Source organism: Marinobacter sp. GH_1 (genome assembly GCF_048595985.1).
Lineage (GTDB): Bacteria > Pseudomonadota > Gammaproteobacteria > Pseudomonadales > Oleiphilaceae > Marinobacter > Marinobacter shengliensis.
Genome location: NZ_CP184460.1, coordinates 2,841,145 through 2,864,673 on the forward strand (window position 1 = coordinate 2,841,145; position 23,529 = coordinate 2,864,673).

At 58.1% G+C, this 23,529-nt stretch carries 19 protein-coding genes; 4 read left to right on the forward strand and 15 right to left on the reverse strand.

The annotated features are described in order from the left end of the window. Positions 1 to 7 precede the first annotated feature (7 nt). From ACNSOI_RS12935 to ACNSOI_RS13000, 14 genes are all read right to left on the reverse strand, one after another. Positions 8 to 376 carry an STAS domain-containing protein gene (locus ACNSOI_RS12935; protein WP_420194220.1) on the reverse strand — a complete coding sequence of 123 codons (369 nt, stop codon included), beginning with the start codon at positions 374 to 376 and terminating at the stop codon, positions 8 to 10. Further along, the gene (locus tag ACNSOI_RS12940) at positions 367 to 792 is read right to left on the reverse strand and encodes an ATP-binding protein (protein WP_420194221.1); all 426 of its coding nucleotides are present in this window, start codon (positions 790 to 792) and stop codon (positions 367 to 369) included. Before ACNSOI_RS12940 ends, ACNSOI_RS12935 begins: the two co-directional genes overlap by 10 nt. Further along, positions 734 to 3,145: a GAF domain-containing SpoIIE family protein phosphatase gene (locus ACNSOI_RS12945; RefSeq protein WP_420194222.1), complete on the reverse strand. Its 2,412-nt coding sequence runs from the start codon at positions 3,143 to 3,145 to the stop codon at positions 734 to 736. The genes ACNSOI_RS12940 and ACNSOI_RS12945 overlap by 59 nt, the downstream gene beginning before the upstream one ends. A gap of 26 nt (positions 3,146 to 3,171) precedes the next feature. Then, positions 3,172 to 5,031 (reverse strand): pilus assembly protein TadG-related protein, encoded by a 1,860-nt coding sequence (locus tag ACNSOI_RS12950; RefSeq protein WP_420194223.1) that lies wholly within the window; start codon positions 5,029 to 5,031, stop codon positions 3,172 to 3,174. Continuing rightward, positions 5,024 to 5,896, reverse strand: coding sequence for a tetratricopeptide repeat protein (locus tag ACNSOI_RS12955; protein WP_420194224.1), 873 nt, complete (start codon positions 5,894 to 5,896; stop codon positions 5,024 to 5,026). Before ACNSOI_RS12955 ends, ACNSOI_RS12950 begins: the two co-directional genes overlap by 8 nt. Before the next feature lie 71 nt (positions 5,897 to 5,967). Further along, on the reverse strand, positions 5,968 to 6,840 hold the full coding sequence (locus tag ACNSOI_RS12960) for a type II secretion system F family protein (protein ID WP_420194225.1): 873 nt from the start codon (positions 6,838 to 6,840) through the stop codon (positions 5,968 to 5,970). Further along, positions 6,833 to 7,747, reverse strand: coding sequence for a type II secretion system F family protein (locus tag ACNSOI_RS12965; protein ID WP_420194226.1), 915 nt, complete (start codon positions 7,745 to 7,747; stop codon positions 6,833 to 6,835). The genes ACNSOI_RS12960 and ACNSOI_RS12965 overlap by 8 nt, the downstream gene beginning before the upstream one ends. Then, positions 7,744 to 8,943, reverse strand: a complete 1,200-nt coding sequence (locus tag ACNSOI_RS12970; protein ID WP_420194227.1) for a CpaF family protein — start codon at positions 8,941 to 8,943, stop codon at positions 7,744 to 7,746. The genes ACNSOI_RS12965 and ACNSOI_RS12970 overlap by 4 nt, the downstream gene beginning before the upstream one ends. 11 nt (positions 8,944 to 8,954) lie before the next feature. Further along, on the reverse strand, positions 8,955 to 10,130 hold the full coding sequence (locus tag ACNSOI_RS12975; RefSeq protein WP_420194228.1) for a response regulator receiver-like protein: 1,176 nt from the start codon (positions 10,128 to 10,130) through the stop codon (positions 8,955 to 8,957). A 13-nt stretch (positions 10,131 to 10,143) separates the two neighbouring features. Further along, positions 10,144 to 11,340: a type II and III secretion system protein family protein gene (locus tag ACNSOI_RS12980; RefSeq protein ID WP_420194229.1), complete on the reverse strand. Its 1,197-nt coding sequence runs from the start codon at positions 11,338 to 11,340 to the stop codon at positions 10,144 to 10,146. Beyond that, positions 11,330 to 12,226, reverse strand: coding sequence for a Flp pilus assembly protein CpaB (cpaB, locus tag ACNSOI_RS12985; protein ID WP_420194230.1), 897 nt, complete (start codon positions 12,224 to 12,226; stop codon positions 11,330 to 11,332). The genes ACNSOI_RS12980 and cpaB overlap by 11 nt, the downstream gene beginning before the upstream one ends. A gap of 58 nt (positions 12,227 to 12,284) precedes the next feature. Continuing rightward, positions 12,285 to 12,725, reverse strand: coding sequence for a TadE/TadG family type IV pilus assembly protein (locus ACNSOI_RS12990; RefSeq protein ID WP_106695069.1), 441 nt, complete (start codon positions 12,723 to 12,725; stop codon positions 12,285 to 12,287). A 48-nt stretch (positions 12,726 to 12,773) separates the two neighbouring features. Continuing rightward, positions 12,774 to 12,995 carry a hypothetical protein gene (locus tag ACNSOI_RS12995; RefSeq protein WP_106695068.1) on the reverse strand — a complete coding sequence of 74 codons (222 nt, stop codon included), beginning with the start codon at positions 12,993 to 12,995 and terminating at the stop codon, positions 12,774 to 12,776. 203 nt (positions 12,996 to 13,198) lie between these two features. Then, positions 13,199 to 14,566 (reverse strand): hypothetical protein, encoded by a 1,368-nt coding sequence (locus tag ACNSOI_RS13000; RefSeq protein ID WP_374814356.1) that lies wholly within the window; start codon positions 14,564 to 14,566, stop codon positions 13,199 to 13,201. Positions 14,567 to 14,786: 220 nt separating this feature from the next. Between ACNSOI_RS13000 and ACNSOI_RS13005 the strand changes: the two genes are divergently transcribed. The 4 genes from ACNSOI_RS13005 to ACNSOI_RS13020 all read left to right on the forward strand — a co-directional run bounded on the left by ACNSOI_RS13005 (position 14,787) and on the right by ACNSOI_RS13020 (position 20,426). Further along, positions 14,787 to 15,383: a hypothetical protein gene (locus tag ACNSOI_RS13005; protein WP_061331476.1), complete on the forward strand. Its 597-nt coding sequence runs from the start codon at positions 14,787 to 14,789 to the stop codon at positions 15,381 to 15,383. Positions 15,384 to 15,556: 173 nt separating this feature from the next. Continuing rightward, positions 15,557 to 16,648 carry an OmpA family protein gene (locus tag ACNSOI_RS13010; RefSeq protein WP_420194231.1) on the forward strand — a complete coding sequence of 364 codons (1,092 nt, stop codon included), beginning with the start codon at positions 15,557 to 15,559 and terminating at the stop codon, positions 16,646 to 16,648. A gap of 15 nt (positions 16,649 to 16,663) precedes the next feature. After that, positions 16,664 to 18,658, forward strand: a complete 1,995-nt coding sequence (locus ACNSOI_RS13015) for an Ig-like domain-containing protein (RefSeq protein ID WP_420194232.1) — start codon at positions 16,664 to 16,666, stop codon at positions 18,656 to 18,658. 211 nt (positions 18,659 to 18,869) lie between these two features. After that, a complete protein-coding gene (locus ACNSOI_RS13020) occupies positions 18,870 to 20,426 on the forward strand; it encodes a methyl-accepting chemotaxis protein (protein WP_420194233.1) in 1,557 nt (518 codons plus the stop codon). Positions 20,427 to 20,488: 62 nt separating this feature from the next. Here ACNSOI_RS13020 and ACNSOI_RS13025 read toward each other — a convergent pair whose 3' ends face one another. Further along, positions 20,489 to 23,461: a parallel beta-helix domain-containing protein gene (locus ACNSOI_RS13025; RefSeq protein ID WP_420194234.1), complete on the reverse strand. Its 2,973-nt coding sequence runs from the start codon at positions 23,459 to 23,461 to the stop codon at positions 20,489 to 20,491. Positions 23,462 to 23,529: the final 68 nt, after the last annotated feature.

Here is a 23,529-nt window from a genome sequence, read left to right on the forward strand (position 1 = left end):
CCTCGTTTTACAGCTCTTCACGCCGCTGGATGGCTTCCAGATATTCGTCCATTTCTTCCTGGCTGGCGAACACGGTGAGGTCGGGCATAAGTTTTACAATTTCGAAGACTTTTTTCACCCCTTTGCTCATCTGGCTGACGCTCATCTGGCCATTCCTGGATTTCATCAGCTTCAGGGTTTTGAAGATCACCCTCAGCCCGGCCGAGCTGATAAAGGTAACGCCCGCCATATTGAACGCCACGACACGGGTGGTTGAGGTAATGGCATCGGCCAGGCGCTCATCCAGCTGGGGAGCGGTGTCGCTGTCCAGTGAGCCCTGTAGCTCGAAACTCAGGGCCTCATCCGTGGTGTACTGCTCGACAATGGTCAAAGACATGAATCATCTTCCCTGGGAGTGGTGGTATCAAGTGTTACCGTCAGTTTGTTAGTGCCGTTCTGATAACAGTAGTTCATCTCATCACTCAGCTGCGACATTATCGCAAGACCCAGGCCACCAACGGGCCGGGTTTCAATAGGCTGATCGGCCACCGGCGATGCTTTGGTTGGATCAAAGCGAGGGCCGGGGTAATCAAACTCCAGCATCACCTTTCCATCTTCACACACTACCTCAAGAAACCACTGACAGGTGTCAAGTTTTGTTGCGACATGCTCTTTGATGTTGGCATGGAACTCGTCAATGATGGTGTAGCAGTCGTTCACCCTGTCGTTATCAAGGCAGGTAGCGCCAAAATGATCACGAACTCTTTGCAGGATGCTTGCTACTGTCTCGTTGGACTGGATGGATAGTGCCATGATGTTGGATTGTCAGTAAGGTGATGTCGTCAGATTGGGGCGCGCCGCCGGCGAAAGACAACAGCTGCTCACGCATGTAGTCAAGCAGCCCTTCGCTTTGGTTTATAGCCCGGTAGCCCAGGTTCAGCAAACGTTCTTCGCCAAATTCCTGCCCTTCCCTGTCAAAGGCCTCGGTTACACCGTCGCTGTACAGGGTAATACTCTGATCCGGCTGTATTCTGGCACTCTCAACCGTGTAGTCCACATCTTCATACACGCCAAAAGGTGCCGAAGGGTTCCCCTCCATGAGTTTGGGTGTGGATTTACCATCCACAAACATGGGGGCATTGTGGCCGGCGTTCAGCCATTGCACTTCGCCGGAACTGAGCTCCAGCACCCCCAGCACCATGGTGACGAACATGCAGGCGTCGTTTGCCCGGCACAATTCATTGTTGAGGGCATGGGCCATGCCCTCCAGGTCGCCATCCATGGAGCGGGCCAGGTAGTTCAGCAGGCTGACGGTACGAGCCATAAACAGAGCCGCCGGGGCGCCTTTATCCGAGACATCGCCTACCGCAATCAGCAGTTTGCCACTGGGCAGGCGGATAAGCTCATATAAGTCCCCGCCCACGGCCCGGGCCGGTTGCAGCCAGGCTTCGATGGTCCAGTTGCGATACTGCTCCCGCAATTGGCCACCGCCCGGCACCATGGACATCTGGATGGAGCGTGCCACCGAGAGCTCGCCTTCCAGCTTTTTCCGTGCCCGCTGCTCACTTTCCATATCGCTGGCCATGGAGAGCACCAGGCGGCGATTGAGCAACACGGTGCGCACCATGGAGCCGATCACCTGCAGGTGATCAATGGTGGCCTGGGGGATGTACATATAGCGGGACTGCACCGCCAGGAATCCGATAAAACCGATGTCGTTGAGCTCGTCTGTCAGAGCCGTCAGGAGGATCGGCTTTGGCTCGTCGGTCAACCGAACCCGGTTATAGATGGCGTCTTGGGGTGTCAGGTATTCGGCTGCGGTGTCGGCCAGCATTTCTCCCACGATGGTCATGGGAATCGGTTGCGCCGAGTTGTTGCGGGGCTCCGAAGCCCCGGAGGCTGACGTATTCTGTTGCACCGTGGCCAGGCACGAAAAATCCTGATCATCTTCGTTGCGCTCCCACAGGGATAAGGCACCGAGTTCGTACTGGGTGACGATGCGGTGCAGCAGGTACCGAAGATTGGGCTCGAACTCTTCGCCGCTGGGCAGGTTAACCAGATCCACCCCGAGCTGACGAATAAAGCGTTCGCTGGATGCCGCAGCTTCCAGAGTTCTCTGCCACTGCTTGCGCTCGATGGCCAGGCCGGTGAGCGACACGATGGAGGCCAGGTCTTCCAGTTGCTGTTCGTTCGGGTTGCTGGGTTGCTGGCTGAATATGGTAACTACGCCCAGCAACTGATCTTTTTGGCCGACCACGGGCTCAGACCAGGACGCCCGCAAACCCATATCTGCCACCACCTTGGTGTAGCCTTGCCATCGATGATCGTCCAGGATGGATTCACACACGGTGCGATTGCGGGTGTAGGCGGCCGTGCCAATGGAAGTACCGCCGTAGCGAGCGGGAATGGCTGGCAATGTTTCCCGGAAGTCTTTGGCGAGCCCGCTGTTGCCCACCGGTGTGAGGGTGTCACGCTGCTGGTCGTAACGGGTAATCAGGCACCGGGTATTTTGCAGGCGGATTTCCGCCAGCTTGCACAGGCTGTCGGCCAGGTTTTCCATGGGCGCACTGCTGTTGATGCCGGTAAGAATGCGATTGCGCAGTTTGTCCGCCGCCTGGTTCATCTTATAGGCGTGGATATTGTTGGCGCTAAGGGTTCGCGCCGGGCGGCCCTCGAAAACGGTATTGCTGATGTAGCAGTCCATCCAGATGCCTTGTTGCCCCTCTGTGCTGAACAGCCATTCCTGGCGCAAGAATCCGGAAGTCTTGAGCTGGCTGATCCAGCTTTCAAAGTCCAGCAGTGAGTATGGCGTGGTTTGCCAGGCATCCGGGCGCATCAGCACCTTGTCAGACAGCTCTTCAACGGAGTCGCAGCCGAACAGATCCAGGGCGTGTCGGTTGGCGAACAGGAGCGTTAGCGTGATGCGATCGAACACCATGATCACCGCAGACCCCTGGTCCAGCATGGCCCGGGTGTCTGACATGGAGGAGCGCAGCCGGCGCTGGGCGTCTTCCTTTTCGTTGGCAAGCTGATGCTCTTGCCGCTGAGAGCGGTTGCGGGTGTGGAGGTGCCAGAGGGTGATGGCAACGAGTAGAAGGCCCAGCAAAGCAACCAGAATTGTCTCTGGTTGCAGTAACCGCGCTGGCCAGGCCGTGCCCTCAAACATCGCTGTAGCTCTTTGGTTGCTGGGGTTTATTCTTCAAAGACTACATTCTCCACCAGCTGGGAGCCAGTTTGTTCGGCGCCCAGTACCCGCAAGTGCATACCGCCGAGATCTGCGCCCAGGGCGGAGAGCAGTGGGGAGACGAGGCTGGTGACGACTTCCTCAAGCACCGCAGAAAGGAGGGTTGTGAGCGGGCTAACAATACCACTGGTGAGCTCATTGATAATGTTCTGCTCATTGCTGGAGGTCGAGCCACTGCAATTCAGCAAGGATATGTTGGTTACCTCTGCATTCACACTGTCGAGGCCACCCGTGGATGAAATCTCTCCGGTTTCACACACGCCACCGGGACAGTAGAGGTTGTAGGTTTCCAAGGTTTCATCAGTGGCACTGGAGCCTATATCCACATCTGCATCGGCGCTGAGACAGACTTCCATATCCACCAGTGTAACCACTCCCAGAAACTTCGCTTCTACACCCAATATTGGCGCATATATCGGCTCTGGCACAGTTTGTCCGTTTGCCGGGTCCAGCGTACCGGACTGAGCACTAACTGCCCCTCCTTCTACCCGAAAATCGAAACGGGTGGTGTTGCTGTCCCCCTTGGCACAATCCGCACCCTCAAAAAAGGCCTCACCACCGCCGACTTTGACAACAAGGGGAATCCGAATGCCGCCGTCATCATCCGTCAACAGATTAACGTCTAGCGATCCAAGCGACAGCACATTCAACAAGGTGGTTACCGTGCCAATCAGACCGGAACTAAGATCTACCTCAATCCGGGTATCCAGGCCAATATCGGCTGCTGACAACTTCGTCATCCACTCGCCATCAGCGTTTTTCCGGGCCGGGCCGATAACAATTTTTGGCGGCTCATCCACCCACAACCCCAATGTCACATCCACATCCGCAAGCAGGCTTTCGGAACCTACAAGACTGTTCAGCAGCGCTGAATCGGAGGCATCCAGGTCCAGCGACAGCAAACCACTGCCAGCCTGATTTGAAGCTCGAACGCTGTTCATAACCAAACTGATCACGAAATCGTAGACCGGAACGGTCGTCTGCCGCGGAGGTGGGGGCTCTGCCAATACTTCAAAGATTGCCGATGCGTTCAGGCCGCTGAGACCAATAGCACCAGTCAGGTCATCCACCACTCGGCCAGCCGGATTGGCTGTTCCCCCAGCGAGCGTGACCACGGCATCCAGCACATCCAGCAGCGGCTCGTCAACCAGATCGGTCAGATCATCCACACCAAGAGCGGCCAACAGATCCCCGACGCCGATCAAGGTATTCTCAAGGCTGTTCAATGCCGTTGCATCCAGACTATAACCGGGCATACCCAGCACGCTGCCAATCAACATACCCAGCAGACCATCCTCCACCGTGGCGGTTGAACCGGCAGCACTCAGGGTGGCGTAGACCTCTTTGCGGGCAACGGCATCGGCGGAAATGGTGATGGGTGGGAACAGCATCTGCGGCAGCAGGAAAGAAACGGGCTCGGTGCGGGTATAGCGCACCAGCGTGGCGTTGGTCTGGGCCATTTCGGTGGTCGGGTTTCGGCTGGCGAAGCGCATGGGGCTGGTGGCGGTTTCGCCGGGGCGGAGCACACCGGGGAGAATTTCCAGATCGCTCGCCTCGCCGTCAAAGCCTGCCGCTTGCGCCGCCAGCAGGGCGCGCTGCTGCATGGCATTCCAGGTAACGTTTGTGCCACCACAGGCCTGGGCTTCATCGGCTGCAGCGGTGGCTGCGGAGTTCACAACAGACTGCATTTGAGACTGCATCATCAGCAGTCGTGAGCCGTCAATCAGCAGGGTCACGAAGATGAACACCAACGCCAGTAGCAACGGTGTTGCAAAGATCAGTACGCCCTGCTGCCGGCTCTTATTCATCGCGGGTAGACTCACCTATGCGTTGCGGTATCGGTTGCTGGAAAGACTCTTTCAGCCGCTCCAGGGTCTGTATAACCACCGGTTCGCTCAACTCCCCGCCCCTGGCAGGCTGTTCCGATTGGGCTTCAAGCATCCGGGAAACCTTGGAATCCGATTGTTGCTCAAACGAAAGACCAGCTAATTGGCTCGCCTGACGTTTGCCTGCGGCAATTTGTTCTTCGGTCAGGCCGATTTGCTGCTGCAACTGTTTAACCGCCGCATGGCCACCGTTCAGGTAATAAGCTGCAATCAGGTTCTGCCGGGTGGATGCCCTGCCCCGAGAAAGCTCATAGGCGGTGCGCAGTTCAAAGGCGGCGCGGTCATACCGGCCTGCCCGCATCAAGGCGTAGCCCAGGTCGTTACGGATATCGGCATTGGCCGGGGCCTTGGATTTGGCTTGAGTCAGCAGGTCAATGGCTTCCAGATTGTTGTCTTTTTTTGCTTGCACCACACCCAGCCCATGCAACGCCTGGTAGGAATTGCATTCGGCTACGATGGCACGGAACACTTCCTCGGAATAGTCCAGCTGGTCTACCTGCCCCAGTAACTGAGCCCAGCGCAACCAATGGGCCTGGGTGTCGAACGACAGCCCTTCCAGCCTGGCCAGGGCCGCGTAGTATTGGCGGTCTTCCATGGCGGCGTCGATGGCGTCCAGCTCTACCCGATGCTCGGGCTGCGCCACCTCGGAGCAGTTGATCAGGTAGACCCCGTTATCCAACGAACCGCTCGTTTTGGCTGGCCCGGTGCTGCCGGTGCCCGTGGTGGCCATGGAGGAACAACCGGCCAGTGCCAGGCCCAGGCCAATCACCCCTAGCTTCGCTGCCATTCCTTGCCATTTGCCTGATGTGTTTGCTACCCGCATGGTCAGAGTTCACCTTTTGTTGTCACGGTTGTGCGCTATCGCTGGAATGCATCAAGTATCGACAGTACCGCTGGCCCGCCGATCAACATGAACAGAGACGGCAGCATGAAGATCATCATGATGATGGTCATTCGAGCGCCAATCTTGTTGGTTTCTTCTTTCAGTTTGCTGCGTTCTTCGTGCTGGGCTTCTTCCACAATCTGGTCCAGCCCGCCGGCTACCTTGGAACCCAAGGTGCCGGACTGTTTCATCAGGGCCACGTAGTGGCGTAGCACGGTGAGATTTCGGTTTCGACCCAGTTCGTCCAGGGCATCTGTGCGGTCTGCCCCGCTTTCCATCACCCGGTTGAACCGGTCAATGCGGTGAATCAGTCGGGGCATGAGGTCCCGGGCCTGATGGGAGATCAGCTTCAGGGAGCGCTCTGGGCTGAGGCCGGCCTCCAGCAGCATTCGGGTCATGTGGCAGAGCTCGATGGCTTCGCGGTTCTGAAGTTTCTCGGCGTCTTCACCGGCGCTGCGAGCAAAGCGCCGGGGCAAGTAGAAAGCGGCCAGCAACACCAGGGCAGCCATCACGAAATCCAGCCACCAGAAGGCGGCAAAGGCAACGCCAAACGGCGCCAGCCAGCACCAGAACAGGTAATGCTGGCGAGCCTGGAGCGGTGTTTTGCCGGTGGCGTCCAGGGCCGGTTCCAGCTCCCGGAAATCCGACGCGAAGAGTTTCCTGTCTACCAACCACATCAAAAATTCGCTGTAGGGAGATTCCGTCTGGCCCGCGTCCATGGCAATTCGCTCACGGCGTAAACGGGCGCTCACCCGGGCTTTTAGGGCCCAGCGCGGTGCACCGTAAACACCGGCAATCACCGCCAACACCGCCAGCACGGCGGCCAGAATCAGAGCAACATCAGCCACGGCCCACCCCCCTGATCAGATTCCAGATCATCACAATGCCCAGCAACTGCAGGCCGCCAGACACCATTAACAGGGTGTGCCCCACCTCCGAGTGCAGCAGTTTCTCGGAGAACTGTTCGTTCAGCACCACCATGTACACCGCCAGGCCTGGGGGCATGATGGCAAAGACAATGGCGGTGAACCGGGTTTCTGCCGTGGCGGCCATGAATTCCCGGCGCAGTTCCTGCTGGGAGCGAATGGCCTTGGCCACTTCAAACAGTACGGGTTTAACCGAAGAACCAAAACGGGAGGAAGTTCTCAGGGCAATGGCGATCTGGGTAAACGCAGGAACCTGGTAGAAACGGGCGAAGGCATCCAGTACCAGCGTGTAATCGCGGCCCTGGCTGACGGCGTTTTTAAGCCGGAACACCATAGGATCAAACACCGAGGAGGCATCGCTGAAGGCGTTGACGATGCTTTGTTCCACGGAGCGGCCGACGGAAATGGAGCGCAGCATGCCATCCAGAATACCCGGCAGCTCCTCGAAAATCTGCCGGCGTTGGCGCTCGAATTTTACCCGCCAGGTGGTGACAGACGCCGTGACCACAAAGAACACCGCCACCAGGGCTTCCACCGGTCCTCGCAGCATCAGCACGGCGACCAGGATGGTCAGAATTACCGCCACCATTAGCATGAACTTGGCGCCAGACATGCGGAAACCGGCCCGCAGCAGTATGTTTTGCAGTGGGCCGAGATCGATTACCGAGACTTTCTGCTCCACCCGCACTTCCGGAGCCAGGCGCCGGGCCGTGCGTTTTTTGATCTCACCCGCGGCCATCAGCCGGCTCAGGGTGAGCTGCAGCATGATCACCAGCACCGCAGCCACGCCGGCCATCAGGCACAACAGCCAGATCAGCTGGGTATTCACGGGGCAACCTCGGCATCTTCCGGCGCCAGCCAATCCAGTTCGCTGGAGCGGTACAGGGTTTCCATGCGGTAGGGGTCGTCTTTGGTGGGGCGCAGAGCCACCACTTCACTCACCAGCCGGCGGCCATTGGGCAAGCGCGTGAGCTGGACCACCACATCCAGGGACGAACCGATCAACCGGGCGATGGCCCGTTCGCCGGCGTCGTAGCCGTTCACCGCCAGCAGGGTTTCGATACGAATCAGCGCATCTTTGGCGGAGTTGGAGTGGATGGTACTCATGGAGCCTTCGTGGCCTGTGTTCATGGCCTGCAGCAGTTCGATGATTTCACCGGAGCGCACCTCGCCCACAATCACCCTGTCTGGCCGCATCCGCAGGGCGTTGACGATCAAATCCCGGGCGGTCACGCGGCCGGTGCCTTCGGTGTTGGCCGGGCGGGTCTCCAGGCGCACGATGTGCGGGTGGTTCAGCTGCAGCTCGGCAGAATCCTCGATGGTAACGATGCGCTCGTCTTTGGGAATAAACTCACTGAGCAGGTTCAGAATGGTGGTTTTACCGGTGCCGGTGCCGCCGCTGACCAACAGGTTGCGGCGGGATTCCACAATATCCGCAAGCAGGTCCAGACATTCACGGGTCATGGAACCCATATTGACCAGCTGGTTGGCGGTCAGGTGCTTGCTGGAGAACTTCCGGATAGACATGGATGGCCCATCCAGCGCGATGGGCGGGATGATGGCGTTAACCCGTGAGCCGTCGGGCAGGCGGGCATCCACCATGGGGCTGCTTTCGTCCAGCCGGCGCCCGAGGGGGGCCAGAATGCGGCGAATGATGCGCAACACGTGGTCGTCATCAATAAACCGAACCTGAACTTTTTGCAGCACGCCGGCAATTTCCACGAACACACTGCGGGCGCCGTTGATCAGGATGTCGTTCACCTGGTCATCCGCCAGCAGGGGCTCCAACGGGCCAAAGCCGACGACTTCATCCACCATTTCCCGCACCAGCATGGTCTGGTCGGCCATGGCCAGCGGGATGCGGTTGATGGACACGTACTGGTCCACCGTGGACTGGATGAACCGGTGAAGCTGCTGGGCGTCTATCCGTTCAACTTCGATACCCTCTTCGTCGAGGCGTTCCACCACATGGGTGTGAACGTTCTTTTTCAGGTTCTGGTAATCGTCGTCAATACGGGTTGCCATAGTCCGCCCTCTTAAACCGCTGCGCGTTTAAAGGTGAATTTGCGGCGGGTTTCCCCGGCAGCGCAGCAGGTGCGTATAAAACCGCCCAGGCTCCGGTGATAGGCGCTTTTATGGAGCAGGTTGGCGATGGGCAAGCCGGCATTCATCGCGTCCAGGCGGTACCGCCATTCCAGGGGCAGCGCCAGGTCACACTTGTGGTCCAGGGTTTTCTCGATATCAGACAACGACAGGCTGGCCCGTTTCTCGTAGCCATCCACCACCACGTAGCGGGAGCACTCGGGCGCAACCCACTCCTTGATCTCTTGCAACAACTTCTCCGTCGCCTGCACCTGGTCCACCACGGGGTGGGTCACGGTGATAATGCGATTAACGCTGGCGCCGATGGCACGGAGCCATTCCCCGGTGTGAGCCGGTTCAACACGGATCACCATGTGGTCGAACAGGGTGGCCAGCTGGCTGATGGTGATGTACAGGTCTGCGGCGGCGTCGCCTTTGAGCAGTTCGCTGCTGATATCGCCCGACAAAAGCCGCAGGCCGTCCCGGTATTCCTCCAGGGCGGTTTCCACCAGCGAACGGTCGATACTGTCGCCACGACTGATCAACTCGTCCAGGGTCAGGCGGCTTAGGTTGTCGAAGTAGAAGGTGCGGTTGGCCTCTGAATTGGAGTCCATGGCCAGGATGCTCTTGCCGGCCTGGTATTCATTCAATTCCGCCACGAAGTTCTGGCAGAAGAAACGTGTATCCACAATGCTGGACGCAGACACCACCAGGGTGATGTCGCCCCGGCCGGCACTGGGTGCGGCCGTTGGCGCCTGGGCGGCAGAATCGGCTATGCGCCGAATGCGATCGCGGGCCGTGTCAGCATCCACTCCGGTCACCAGGCAATCCCGAGCGCCTGCGCGCATGATGCTGAGCAGCAGGTCCTGAGACAGCCGGTGGGCCACACCAATCAGCTGTGAGTTCGGGCAGGCCTTCTGTATGGCGGCAAACACCTTCAGGGCCCGGTTGGCGTCGTTCTCATCGATGGCCACCAGCACCACCGGAGCGCCGGTTGCCTGTACCAGGCGGCTAACCCGAGACAGATCGGTGGAGCTCAGAAACTCCAGATTCCATTCCGATTCAAGCACCCGCTCCAGCCAAACACGGGCACCTACATCATCGGCTACGCAGATTATGGATTCGCTCATGGGTACCCTTCCCTTACCAGCTCAGGCCGCTTTCGATCGGCTCGCCTGCACTGCGACCGTTGATCACCATGTCCAGCCAGCCGGTGCTGCTGTACTCGTATTCTTTTCCAAAATTGCGAACATCTGCCGGCAGCTTCCGTTGCGGGCTGACCAGCCTGGGGGTGACCACCATGATCAGCTCTTTGTCTTCGGAGGCGATGCGGTCTGACCGGAAGAACGCGCCCAGAATCGGAATGTTGCCCAGGCCCGGCAGGCGATCACTGGTGTTGGTGGTGGAGCGGCTGACCAGGCCACTGATGATGAAGCTCTCGCCGGAGGCCATGGAGACCATGGTTTCGGTGCGGCGAATGCGTAACCCGGGCACAGCAACGCCGCCGGTGGCCACGCCTGATGAGAAATCGAGCTCACTGACTTCGGGGGCCACTTTCAGGATGATCTGGTCTTCACTGACCACAGTGGGTGTGAGCGCCAGGCTGACGCCAAATTCCTTGAACTCAATCTGGATATCGCCGTCCCGGGACGACACCGGAATGGGAAACTCACCACCGGAGAGAAAGGTGGCTGTCTGGCCACTGAGGCTGACCAGCGAGGGTTCCGCCAGGGTGTAAGCAAAACCGCCGGATTCCAGGGCGTTGATGATACTGAGGGAGCTGGAGCCAAAGCTGAACAGGTTGAAGCCTTCGGCGCCTACGCCCGGAACACCAGCTGCCGAAGCGCCGGGGAAGCCCCGGGTGGCACCGCTGCCCGGCGGGGCGATGGTAACGCTGTTGTTGCCGCCATTGAACAGTCGCGAGTAATAAACGCCCAGGGTATTGAGCTCGGAGCGGTTCACTTCCACCACGCGAATGTCGGTTTGCACCTGCATGGGCAGCGGGTTTTTTGACCCCAGAACATCGGACACCTGGAAGTTGGTCTGGCGCGGGCTGGTTTCGCCTTTCAGCCAGGCGCGGACAATGGCGGAACCCTGGGCTTCTGCTGTCACCAGCACTTCCTGTTTTCCGGTGGCGGTGACGGACACGACATCCGGATTGGACACTGAGAGCTTTTCCAGCGGTTTCATAAAGGTGAGCACGTGCTGTTCCCCCGGAGCCACGGATACCCGGTCGGCATCGGCTATCGCTGGAGTAGCAATCAAGAACAACGCGGCACCCAAAGCGGTGGCGAACGCCCTGGCCGTTGGCTTCAGGCGGGAACAGAGATCAGCGTACATAGACACTCCTTGAGCCGGAACCTTCGTAAATCTTGACCTCTTGGCCGGGGTTTCTGGCAGGCGCCTGTCGGGGTTGCTGCGCAGGGGCAGGCTTGGGTTTGGCACTGGGGCGGATGTCTGTAAGCAGGCTGATCTGCTGTTCTTCCACCGCTTTGCCGGCGATGTCATCCAGCGCTTCTTCGCCAATGGCTTTCAGCTCTGGTCTGGCGGCGACAAAGCTCAGTCGCGATTCCGAAGCGGCGAGGACCAAACGGGCAACCTCCGCCTGCGGTACCGACAGCACCATGGTCTGGTTGCGGCGCTGGGCGTCGTCACTGGCGTCACTGCCAGGTTCCAGGGCACCGCGTACTGCCAGCACCTCGACATTGCGCATCAGGCGGGTGGTGCCGGTATCGGTTCCGCCAGAACCCTTGAAGGTCGCGTAAATATCCACCTGGTCGCCCGGCTGGATCAGCCCACCGACGCTGGACAGAGCGTTCAGTTCAAAAGCCATGGCGCGAGCGCCGTCGGCCAGGGACAATTGCAGCGGCGTGCCCGAATCAATGCTGGATTGCGACAGCAGCATGCCCGCTTTAAGCGGTCTGTTTAGAGCCGTTCCAAACGGGGCTTGATCTGGGGAGAGAGCGCTTTTCAGGGCCGCCGGCAGTTCAAACTCCTGGAACTGTTCCTGCGCGAGCACGGTGCCGGCTTCCAGGTCCTCAATGGCGACCAGATAGCGGAAAACCGGCGCTGCCTCTTTCTCCTCTGCCGCCGGGGCCGGCGCCTGTTCCGCTGACGGGGTGGCTACGGGTGTTTCAGGAGATTGCATCAGCCCGTAGAGGGCAAGGCCGATGGCGGCCAGTGCCAGAACCAGGGAGGGCGCTGCGTATACGAACTTTGACCTCATTCAGCCTGTCCTTATTGTTCGCAATGAGAGTTGCCGCGCAGGGGCAAGGTTTGTCACGTCAAAACGCAATGGCGGAGCGGGCGGTCAGCTGACTGGGCATGGGAGGAAACGCACCAATGCCCGCAAACCGCACCTGGGGCATGAAGGAAGAGTCACCCGCATCTGCCACCAGCACACACTCCAGCAGCTGCACACCACCATGGTTAACCACACCGCATTCGCGGGTAGCAATGTGGTCGGCTGCCGCCGCCGGCAACCGGCCACTGAGCGCTGCAAGCACTTCGCTGCTGTAGGCTACGGCGTTATCTGAAAAGGTGCTGTACTCACGCCGGTCGAGCGAGAATACGGCTGATGCGGCGCGGTCTACTGCTACCTGCATCTGGTACTTGTTATAGAAGAGTACCCCGTATCCCGCCGCCCCGTAGATGATTGCAAGAATCATGGGGAAGACCAGAAGAAACTCCAGAGCAATAACGCCTTTTTCTTTTTTTATAGTCATAAGGCACCTATGCAAATCAATACTTGTACTGCACAAACAAGTTGTTGATTAGTTGGCGTCTACTTGATCCTGAGCGTTGCCAAGCAGGGAGTTGAAAGTATCAACTATTTTACTGCCAATGCCGCCTTCGTCGCCGGCGGTTGCGATGACCACCCCCAGAATAATGACAATGACCGCCCCAAGCATCAGATACTCCAGCGAGGAAGCACCCTTCTGACGAGAACCGGCGAACGGTTTAGAAAGCAGGTTCGAGATATTGTAATTTTTCATGACCAGGCCTCTTTATATAACAAAATAGCATTTATTTGTTTTCCGAATGAATCCAGCTTCTAATTTATGCGTACAGAATAACTGGGCGCATTCGATCATGGTTCCGTGATCACAATTTCATCCTAACTGCATTATTCGGACTTGACACCTTTATAACTGAAAAGGTTTGTAAAGTTATTTGCCCGAAATGCCAAGTTTCAAGGCTATTTGTGCCAACGGCCATCCCGCCAGAACTGTCCGAGGTCCAGCCCACGGGCGATAACCTCCTCCTCTACACACTCACGCATGGCCCGGTAGATTGGTTCCCCTTTCTGCCTTTGCTGCCAGAAAACGGTGGCAAGGCGGCGGGCGAAGAATGGACAAGCGGCCTCTGGCTCCGCAAATTCATAGCTCATTACCCTGGATGCCCCGAACAAAGGCGCCAGCTGGCTCAGCTTGAAGTCCGGATCTTCCTGCTGGATGGCATCGAAAATGTCACGACCAGAGGCCGGTACCGGCATGAACAGATCGATATCGTCCGGGTAGCGGAACAGATAACGCAGGAGAATAGAGGTAGGGGCATCGATACGCTGGTTCGCCCGCTGGCGGAATCGATAGAAGGCTTTTACCTGAATACCAAATACCCAGTATGCCTCGGCACTGGTGAGGCCAAAGCTTTCCCGGAACAATGAGAAGGGGCTGTCACTGCGACCCAGAATCGGGCGTTGGGCGCGGCTATAGGAGGCCAGTTTCTGGTCAGACACCTCTTCGGTGTTGGTCCATTTACCTTTCTCGATCGCCTGCTCAGGACTGGTATCCCGTGAGGCGGCCTCGTCTTGCAGGATGCCAAGGTATTGATCGTTGAACCAGACCTGAAAGCGCTGATTCACGTCGTTTTCGAAGTTCAGCAGCAGTTCATCATTCATCCAGTCCGTTAGTGAATCCCGCTCGCGGAGCAGGGCCCAGCCATTCAGGTTCTTTGCGGTGGCCAGGACATCAGCGGGCACCTCTGGGGTTTTGCTGGCCAATGCCGCGAGTGCGTCTGCGAATGCACGGGCATACTTTGCCACCACCAGTCGCTGCAGGCGAATGATGGGCAAACCGGCCCCTTGGGAGCCGTCAGCGCTCTCCGACAGCAGTTTGTAGGAAGAAATATACGAGCGGCCAAACAAAGGCGCAAAGCCCGCCTTGTTGGGTGTTCTGCCATCCGCCCCCGGCATAAACGGCTGCAGCAGGGAAAACACTTCCGGGTGGGAGGGGCGCAACGGAATGGGTACCCACTCCGGGTGTTTCAGCAGCAACCGCACCAAAATGGCCTGGCTTGGCCGCAATCCGGGAAGTTCGGCCACCGCGTCGTCGTCATCGGCCAGGCCCAGGGTTTCATCGGGCGTTACGTCTCGCCCGACCGTTTCGATAGAGCTTTTCGCTCGCTTAAGCTGGCTCAACCGATTCAACGGGACGTTCATCAGCATGGCCAGATCAAGATCACGGACTTCGCCGCCACCAAGGTAGCTCTCCAGCACTGCTTTGAGGCTCATCAGGGATTGGCCGTTGATCGGTTTTGACGGGTGAGTGAGTTCGCTTCTTGCCATGCTTTGCCTTTATCCTTTAATACTCATTGATAATATCCACACTGAATCACAAATGGCACGCTTTCGTTTTTGTATAATATTTTTTCAATGTTACCATACGAAGCTGAACAGTCTGGGTGCTTCTGATAGACATTGAGCAAACGCTCTGAGGTGCAGAAAATAGTGCACTTACCATTACCCAGGCTTTCATCATGCTGATTTTCCGGAGTGTAAAGCCACCGTGTCTGCCATTGGTACCAAAACGTTCTTCTTCTACGAGGGCGAACAGCAACCTGCAGAATACACCATCTGCCAACCTGACTATTTTCAGGGGCCGGATTTTCAGCTTCCCCGTAAAGGCATTACCCTCCTCTATGGCAACAAGGGCCCTGGCAGTCTGATCGGCGCTGCCGTTCGTGAAAGCGCATCGACAGGCCTGGGCGTCTGCTTTGCCGATATCAAAGTCGATATTGGCGATTGGGACAGCAATAAGCAGAAGCTGTCTACCTTCAACGCTTGCCGCTTCCTCAACTTGCCCCTGCGGGCCAACCGGGAAGTGCTGGACGACGTTAACCGGTTATGGAACCAGTGGCTGGACGCAGAATGCGCTCCCCGTGAGGATTTCCCCCGCAAGCCTTCCAACCGGATGGACCTGCTGGACAAACTGGTGGAGCTGGCCCCATATCGGGAGTTAACGGCCATTGCCTATGACGCCGTCACCCGCTTCGGTACCGCCAAGTTCGTCACCATCTATAACCTGGACGCCATTCTGGACGACCAGATTACCGTGATCCCACCGCAGACAACGCTTCGCTTCTCCCTACCCGAAAACGCCTGACCCCTTCTCTGCTGCACCACTGCATAAAAGGCCATTAAGCCGCCCCTACCCCTGCGCAAAGCAAGCCGCTCGGGCCAGAGTGTCAATTAACGTGAAATTGTGTAATCTTTTGTTTGCGTATCGCATAATACAACTTATACTGATTTTGCATTGAGATCACAAGGAGATAATCCATGCAACGACGCATTCTGGCTCTGGCTGCACTGTTCGGTGCCGCCCTTGCGCCCGGCCTGGCCGCCGCTTCTGAAAACTTTCCGATCAGTTACACCACGTTGGGACTGGAGGGCAGCTATGTCGACTCCGGCAACTCCCGCAATAAATCCGCGGTGGAGGGTAACCTGGCCAATTACTGGGAGGGTGGCCTCAACATTACCCACCAGTTCAACCCCAATTTCAGTTTGTTCGGCCAGGCCAGTTACGCCGAGCCGGAAACCCGCGTAAACAATGTCGATATTGAACTGTGGCGCTTTTCATTGGGTGGCCGCATTCACCCCGGCAAATTCCGCCTGGGTGGCTGGCGCCCGTTCGCCGGCGGCGGCTACAGCAACACCAACCTGGATATTGATGGTGGTGACAGCAAGAACGAAGACAGCCTCTACCTGGAAGGTGGCCTGCAGCGCATGCTCGCGCCCCGCTTTATGTTTGAGGCCGGCGTGCGCGCCCGTACCGAGCTGGAAGACGGCTATGTGGACGGCCAGTACTTTGCCGGCATTCACTACCTGTTTAACCGCAAGTTCCCCGCGGCACCCAGTGCTGAGATTGCGCCCCGGCGCGAGCCGGTGATTGCACCGCCCAAAGACTCCGACGGCGACGGCGTGATTGACGAACTGGACAAGTGCCCGAACACCCCGCAAGGCGCCCTGGTGGATGCCGACGGCTGCCCGAAAGAGCTTACCCGGGAAATTCGCGAAACCCTTTACGTTGAGTTTGAGCTGGACAAAACCGAAGTACGCGAAGCCTTCTACCCGGACATCGAAAAGCTGGCCAAGGTGATGAAGGAATACCCCACCTCCACGATCTTGTTGGAAGGCCACACCGACAGCACCGGTTCCGCCAGCTACAACCAGCGGCTGTCCAAGAGCCGAGCCGATGCGGTGATGAAGGTGCTGATCAACGAATTCGGCATTATGCGCAACCGGATTACCACATCGGGTATGGGCGAATCCCAACCCGTTGCTTCGAACGACACACCGGAAGGTCGTGCACAGAACCGCCGAGTGGAGGCCGTTGTCTCCGGCGAGCACACCGAAATCATGAAGAAATAAGCAGAGGACGCGATCATGACGATTACAAAACGCACTTTGACAGCATTGGGTATTGCCTCTTCACTGGCCTTGGCAGGCTGCGGCGGCAGTGGTGAAGGCCCGGGTGACCCGAGAGTCTCCGTACCTCAGGACCCGACGCGGGACCAGACTGAGCAGGCGCAGTTCTGCGCATCCTCAAGCAGCACTTTTGCGGTGACGGAATTCGTACCGGCAGATGGCGCAAGCGATGTGGCGCTGAACAGCAACGTGCGAATCACCTTTAACGCCAATGTTGACCCAGCCAGCGTGGCGGCCCACGTTCGCTTGCTGAACGGCGTCAATCAGGTGGCGCTTGAAGAGGGCAGCCCTCGAGTAATGGGCAAGTCTGTGGTGTTGAACCCACAGGGCAATCTGAGCGCCAATACCGAGCACACCATTGAAGCTTTGTCTGGCCTGCAAGCCGATTGCCCGGATAACGACACCGCCAAAACCCTGGGCACCAAAAATGCCGCCAGCTTTACCACCGGCGACGTTACTCAAGAAGACACCACCAGCCCGACCGTGGCGGCTTCCAGCCCACAGAATGGCGAAACCATGGCGTCGCCTGATACTCGCATTTTCATGGAGTTCAGTGAGCCGGTTGACCCTACTACCGTTAATGAGGAGACCTTTGTTGTTCAGGAACTGGACGATAATGGCAATGTTGTAGGCGTGGTCTCCGGCGCCATCGGTGTGGTTGGCAACTCCATTGAGTTTACGCCTGATCAGAACCTGTCTGGACAAACCTACTATCGCGTCATCACCACCAACGGCATTACCGATCTTGCCGGCAATGGTGCGGAATCGACGGATTCGGTTGTGTTCCGAACCGGTGGGCTCGTGCTGGCCCTGAATGAAGGCGTGATCAACCAGATCCCGCTGCTGGGCGCGGCCCTGAATGAACTGGGCGGAACCCTGCTGGACCCGCTGGCGTTCGGCGATTCGGAGGACGGCCTTAACAGCCTGGACAACGCGCTCATTCTGAAGCTGCCGCTGATTGAGGGCCTGTCTGAAATTCTGAACGACGGCACTCAGATTGGTGGCATGTCGACCACGAACGTGGATGGCGTTGATTTTCTGAACTTCCTGACGGGGGTGGTCGCGGTTTGTGATCCGAAATCCGTAAACAACGGAGAGCCCGGCGTTAACTGCACCCTGGCACTGGATCTGGGCCTGGGCCAAAGCCAGATCACCGCTCTGGCGGACGCCTTCACTGGCGGTAACCCGGAACAGGTTCCGGACCTTCTGCTGGGGCTGTTTGAGGGCTTGGCCTCTGGCGACATGAGCACCGTTCCGCCCGAGCTGGCCGACCTGTTCGAGGAAAACGACCGTGGCCTGCTGCAACTTCGCCTTGTAGACGATAACGGCCTGCCACTGCCCGCTCCGCTGGAAGACGGCCTGATGACGGTGCTGGATGCCGTGGCAATGATTCCGGTGCTGGGCGAGCTGACCAATCAGCAAGACGCCAAAGCCTTGGCAGACATTGGCCTGCTGCAAGGCTCCCTGGTGCGGGTTGATCTTGGCGGCCTGGCTTCCATCACTGTTTTCGACGGTTTTGAAACCTTCGTTGGCCCCAACGGCGTTCTGAACCTGGGCGGAGCCCTGTTTGACACCCTGCTGGCACTGGCACCGGAAGACGGCGGAAGCGGCGGCATGCCCAACCCTGAGGATCTTCCCCTGATTGGCGAACTGATTAGCCTGCTGGATGCCGGCGGCTTCCCAGACGGCGGAGAATTCGGACTGGCGGATGAGTTCATCGAAAGACTGCAAAACCTGTTCGAGATGGACACACCCTTTGAGCCGGAAGACCTGCCCCTGCTGGGTGACCTCCTCACCCTGCTGGACCCGGCAAACTTCGGCGAAAGTGACTTGCCGGTGATTGGCGACCTGATCGAGGAACTGATGGCTCTGGGCGACCTGTTCGACCCAAGCAACCTGACCGAACTGCCGGAAACCTTCGCAGGCCTGTTCGGCAACCTCTTCAACTTCTAATCCCACCTTTGGGGTCAGACCCCCGGACATTTGGCACCATCAAATGTCTTGGGGTCTGACCCCATTGTTTATTTTTCAAGCAAACCCTCCGATTTCTTTCTATAACTGTACTTGAACACTTCCTTACAACTTGCACCTACAGAAATTGGGAGCCGAGCCGATATACTTCACAGGAATTACTATATAACAATTTGCGCTTTACGGAGTTCGTATGCGAAAGAACCTTCCTGTTACCAATACCGAGCGCACCTTCTTGCCCAGCCAGAAGTTGATTTCTTCCACCGATCTGAAAGGCAAGATTCAGCATTGCAACAAGGCCTTTGTCGATGTCAGTGGTTTCAACCGCGAGGAGCTGATTGGCCAGCCCCACAATATCGTTCGCCACCCGGATATGCCGCCCGAGGCCTATGCAGAAATGTGGGGGTGTCTGAAAGCCGGCAAACCCTGGATGGGGCTGGTCAAGAATCGGTGCAAAAACGGTGATTTTTACTGGGTGAGTGCCTACGTGACACCGGTGACGGAGAACGGCGAGATCATCGGCTTTGAATCGGTTCGCTCCTGCCCTGCCCGGGAGGATGTGGCCCGCGCCGAGAAGCTGTATGCCGGCATTCGGAAGGGTATGCATCGAAGCCGGTTGCAATCCCTCTTGCCCTCCGTGCCCCATATGCTTGCCGGTTTAGGCCTGGTGGCCGCCGCGTTGTTGTATGGCGCAGGGCAGGTTGACGGTGCAGCGGGACTGCTGGCGTTGGCATTTTTGGGCCGGCACATATCAGCGTCCGGGGCGCGCTCGAAGCTTATTCACTCTGTGATGGATCAGATGGGTCGCACTTTTACCAGTGATCTCGCTGCCCGGAGTTATACCGATGACGGGCTAAGTCTGGGCCGGCTGAAAGTGGCGGTTATGGCCCAGAGGGCGCACCTGGACGCGGTGCTAACCCGGCTGGAGGATTCATCTGCGGCGATGAGGTCGCACACCACGCGGGACCTTGAAATTGCCTACGACACCCAGCAAACCATGCAGAAGCAGCAGCAGGAAACCGAACAGGTGGCGGCTGCCATCCATGAAATGTCGGTGACCATCGGTGAGGTTTCACAGAATGTGCAGTTGACTGCCGACAAGGCGGACAGCGCCCGCCAGGCGTCGGATCAGGGTGTTGCCACCATCAACTCTACCCGGGCCGCCATCGAGGATTTGAAGCAGACCGTGCACAACATCGGCCAATCGGTTAACGATCTGGCCCAACAAACGCACCGGATTGCCTCTGCCGCGAAAATTATTGAAGACATTGCCGAGCAAACCAACCTGCTTGCCCTGAACGCCGCCATAGAGGCAGCACGGGCCGGTGAACACGGCCGGGGCTTTGCAGTGGTGGCCGATGAAGTAAGAAACCTGGCCCGCCGAACCCGGGAGTCGACCAAGGAGATTCATGGTGTGGTGTCCGAACTCATTGGCAAATCCGAGCAATCGGTGCAGGTCGCCGAAACCGGCGTAACCGCCGCTGATAATGGCCTGGAAAAGATGCTCGAAGCCCAGGCGAGCCTGTCAGACATAGCCGAGTATGTGGTCACTATCGCTGAAATGGCCCTGCTGATGGCCACCGCCGTTGAAGAGCAGGCTCAGGTTTCTGATCAGATCAACGAACAGGTCGAGCGCATTTCCAACATGGCGGAACAGAACCTGGTCAAGGGCGAGGAATCCACCCAAAGCGTGCGCGAGATGGGCGACATCGCCAAAGACCTGCACGAGCTGGTCGTCCGCTTCAAATAAAAGTTGGGGTCAGACCCCAGGACATTTGATGGAGCGAAATGTCCGGGGGTCTGACCCCAATTTCAGGGGGTGATGGTCTGGAAGATGCCGGAGCCGCCGCAGGCTTCGGCGTTGTCGTAACCGGAATCGACGACCTGGCCGATCCAGTAATTCAGCAGTTCGACGGCCTCGGTGTGGCTGACGCTCTTGGCGATGGGCGGCATTTTGCGCTGGGGGTCGCTGGCGTCTTCCACTCGGCAGGAGACGATGGAGCGCCCTGGATCACCTGGTACGACGACATGTTGCCGGCCGCAGGAGCCGCCGCCGGTGGCGGTGGGTTTCTTGCAGATGCCGTAGCCGGCGTCGATCTTGCGGTAGTGGTCCAGGTAGTAGCCGGTGTTGGAGGCGGCGCCTTTGTCGTTGTGGCAGTACTGGCAGTTCACTTCCAGGTAGGCCCGCAGGCGGGCTTCCACGTCTTCATCTGAACCACTGGCGGCGCCGCTGTCGCCGGGTACGTTCCAATGGGGCAGGCGTTCGATGTTGGTCGCCACGCCACGGCCATCAATCTGCAGCGCCGGTGCGTTGGCCAGCAAGCCCTGGTCCTTCCAGTGCTGCAATTGGTTCACCCGGGGGAAGCCGCCCTGCCCTGCGGTGCCCATGAATTCCGATTCCGGTCGATAAGCACGGTTCAGGTTACGGGGTTTGGGGCCGATGGGCGCCGCTCCCGCTTCCAAATCGTCGTTGGAGTGGCAGGTGATGCACTGGTTCTGGTTGGGAATGGCGTAGTTGTCTGTGGAGCCAGCCAGCAGTTTACCAGTGTGCTGGTCTTGATAGTGCCAGCTCACGCTGCGGGTTTCGCCACCGGGGACCAGCTTCGCTAATTTCTGGCCATTGGCATCCGTTGTCCAGCTGTAGGTGGGTCCACTCCAGACCGCCTTACCACTCTGGGAGGTGCGCTTGATTAACAGGCGGGTTTCTACCAGTTCCTCTGTACCCTTGCTTTCGTCGGTGAAGGCGAAGGTTTTGGCGATCACGGTGCCATTCGGGAAGTGAATGGTGCCATTAAGGTTTCCGCCGTTCTGGCCATCCACATACAACGCTTTGGTGCCGGGTGGGATGAATGCGACCCGGTACTTGGTGGCATAGTCTGAGAACAGCTTGGAGTTCAGTACAAAGGGTACACCGCCCTCGTGGGGCATGCTCCGGGGATCCTGTGCGTCTGCAAACAGATTGTACTGGTCCAGTGTGGGGCAATCCACGGCCAGGGCGTCGCGGTTGATCTGGCCGTCGGCAACCGGCGCTTCACACAGCTGGTTGATGAATTCTTCGGAGGGTGCCGGATCTATGCCTCCACTGCGCTCAAACGGAGGAATAGTCACCCGGGGCAGGCTGGCCAGGGTGCGGCCGAAGCGGGCCTGGCATTCGTGTACGCTCATATCCGAATCGGCAAAGAATTCAGTCGGGCCGGTGAGGATGTCGCTCAGGCTCTGCCAGGACAGCAGGGATGGGTCTGGGTCCATTGCCGCAAATAACAGCTCCAGGCCGCGGGTGCCGTGGAAGTTCATGTAGGCAAGGCTGTCGCTGGAAAACTCGTTGCTGTGAATACAGGCGCCCCATTCCGGCAGTTTACGGTCGCCCTGGTTGTCAAATTTGTAGGCGTTGTACAGGCACTCAGGATTGGGGTGCTCGTTGGTATGAATCGGCTTGCCATTGGCTTTTTTCGGCACTGGCTGGCCGTTGGCATCCACCGGGTAGGGGCAATCGGCATCCAGCTCATCCAACAGTCCGTCCCAGACAATATGGGCACCTTTTCCCGGCCGATTGAGGTTCTTGATGCCAATCAGTGTCGGCAGCACGGTTTCCACCTCGCCCTCCACCAGCACTTTTTCCAGATTGGGCGGCGGCAGATCGTAGCCGGAGTTCTTCATCACGTTGTTGTGGATGTGCAGGCCTTCGGTGTACGGGTCCAGCTTTTTGTCGGACGTTTTACCCTTGCCATCAATCAACTCATAGCTGGTGTAGATGATCGCTGCGGTGCTGTTGTCTTCGAAGAGGTTGTTGTATATCTCGATGTTGTCGTAACCCAGGGTAATGAACCCGGTGCCCCGGGGCACAGCAGAGACGATGCCACTGGGGGCAACGTTGTAGGTGTTGTTGTTACGGGAAATGTTATTCAGCATCACCGAGGTGTCGCCGTACTGGGTGATGTTTTCCAGGTCGTAGATCAGGAAACCGCCGGTGTTACATTCCGCCAGGTTGCTGTCGTATTCCCCGCCCTGCACGTTTTCGATCTCGAAACCCATGACGTTATAGGCGGCGCGGCTGTTGCGGATGATGGCGTTATTGGTCTGACCAACGTAGATACCGGCATCCGAGGCGCCGATGGATTCTGAGTTATCCACCAGAATGTTTTCCGACTCCACGGGGTAGATACCGTAACGGCCGCTGGAGGCGCTGGGTACGTAATCCGGCGTCGGGTCGCCCTCGTTGAATGGCGGGTTGGTGCACTCCACGTGCAGCCGGCTGGCGACGTTTTCCCTGGTGATGGGTTCACCGCCACCGGACCAGATAGCGCGGACGTTCAACAGGGTGCCCCATTTGACGCCCTTCAGCTTGAAGGCATCGCCCGGGGAATCCAGGATGGTGAGGTCCTTCACGGTAATGCCCATTACATTCAACGCTTCCAGACCGGTCACGTTGTCGCTGTTGCGGAAATTCAGCACGGTCTCATCCTTGCCGCAACCGCGAATCTCCACGTCTTCCGTGGCCTGGATCAGCAGGCCATGGTAAAGCTCGAAATAGCCACAACCGAATTCCAGGCTATCGCCAGGGCGCAGCTGAATCATCGCCGCCACCATGTCTTCCGTGGCCTGCTCACCGGGCGTCACTTTGAATACCCGGCCTTCACTGAATCTGGGCGGTTGCTCCGTTTCCTGGCCCGGCCGGTTGGCATCGGCCCGGTCATTACCCGATGAACCGCCAAAACAACCGGACAACAGCAGCACTGCACTAATCCCCAGCACCGCAAAACCTGACGTTATCAGTCTCTGTATCATGGCAATTATCCTTCTTCTTATATTTTTGGGGTCAGACCCCAAGACATTTGATGATGCGAAATGTCCGG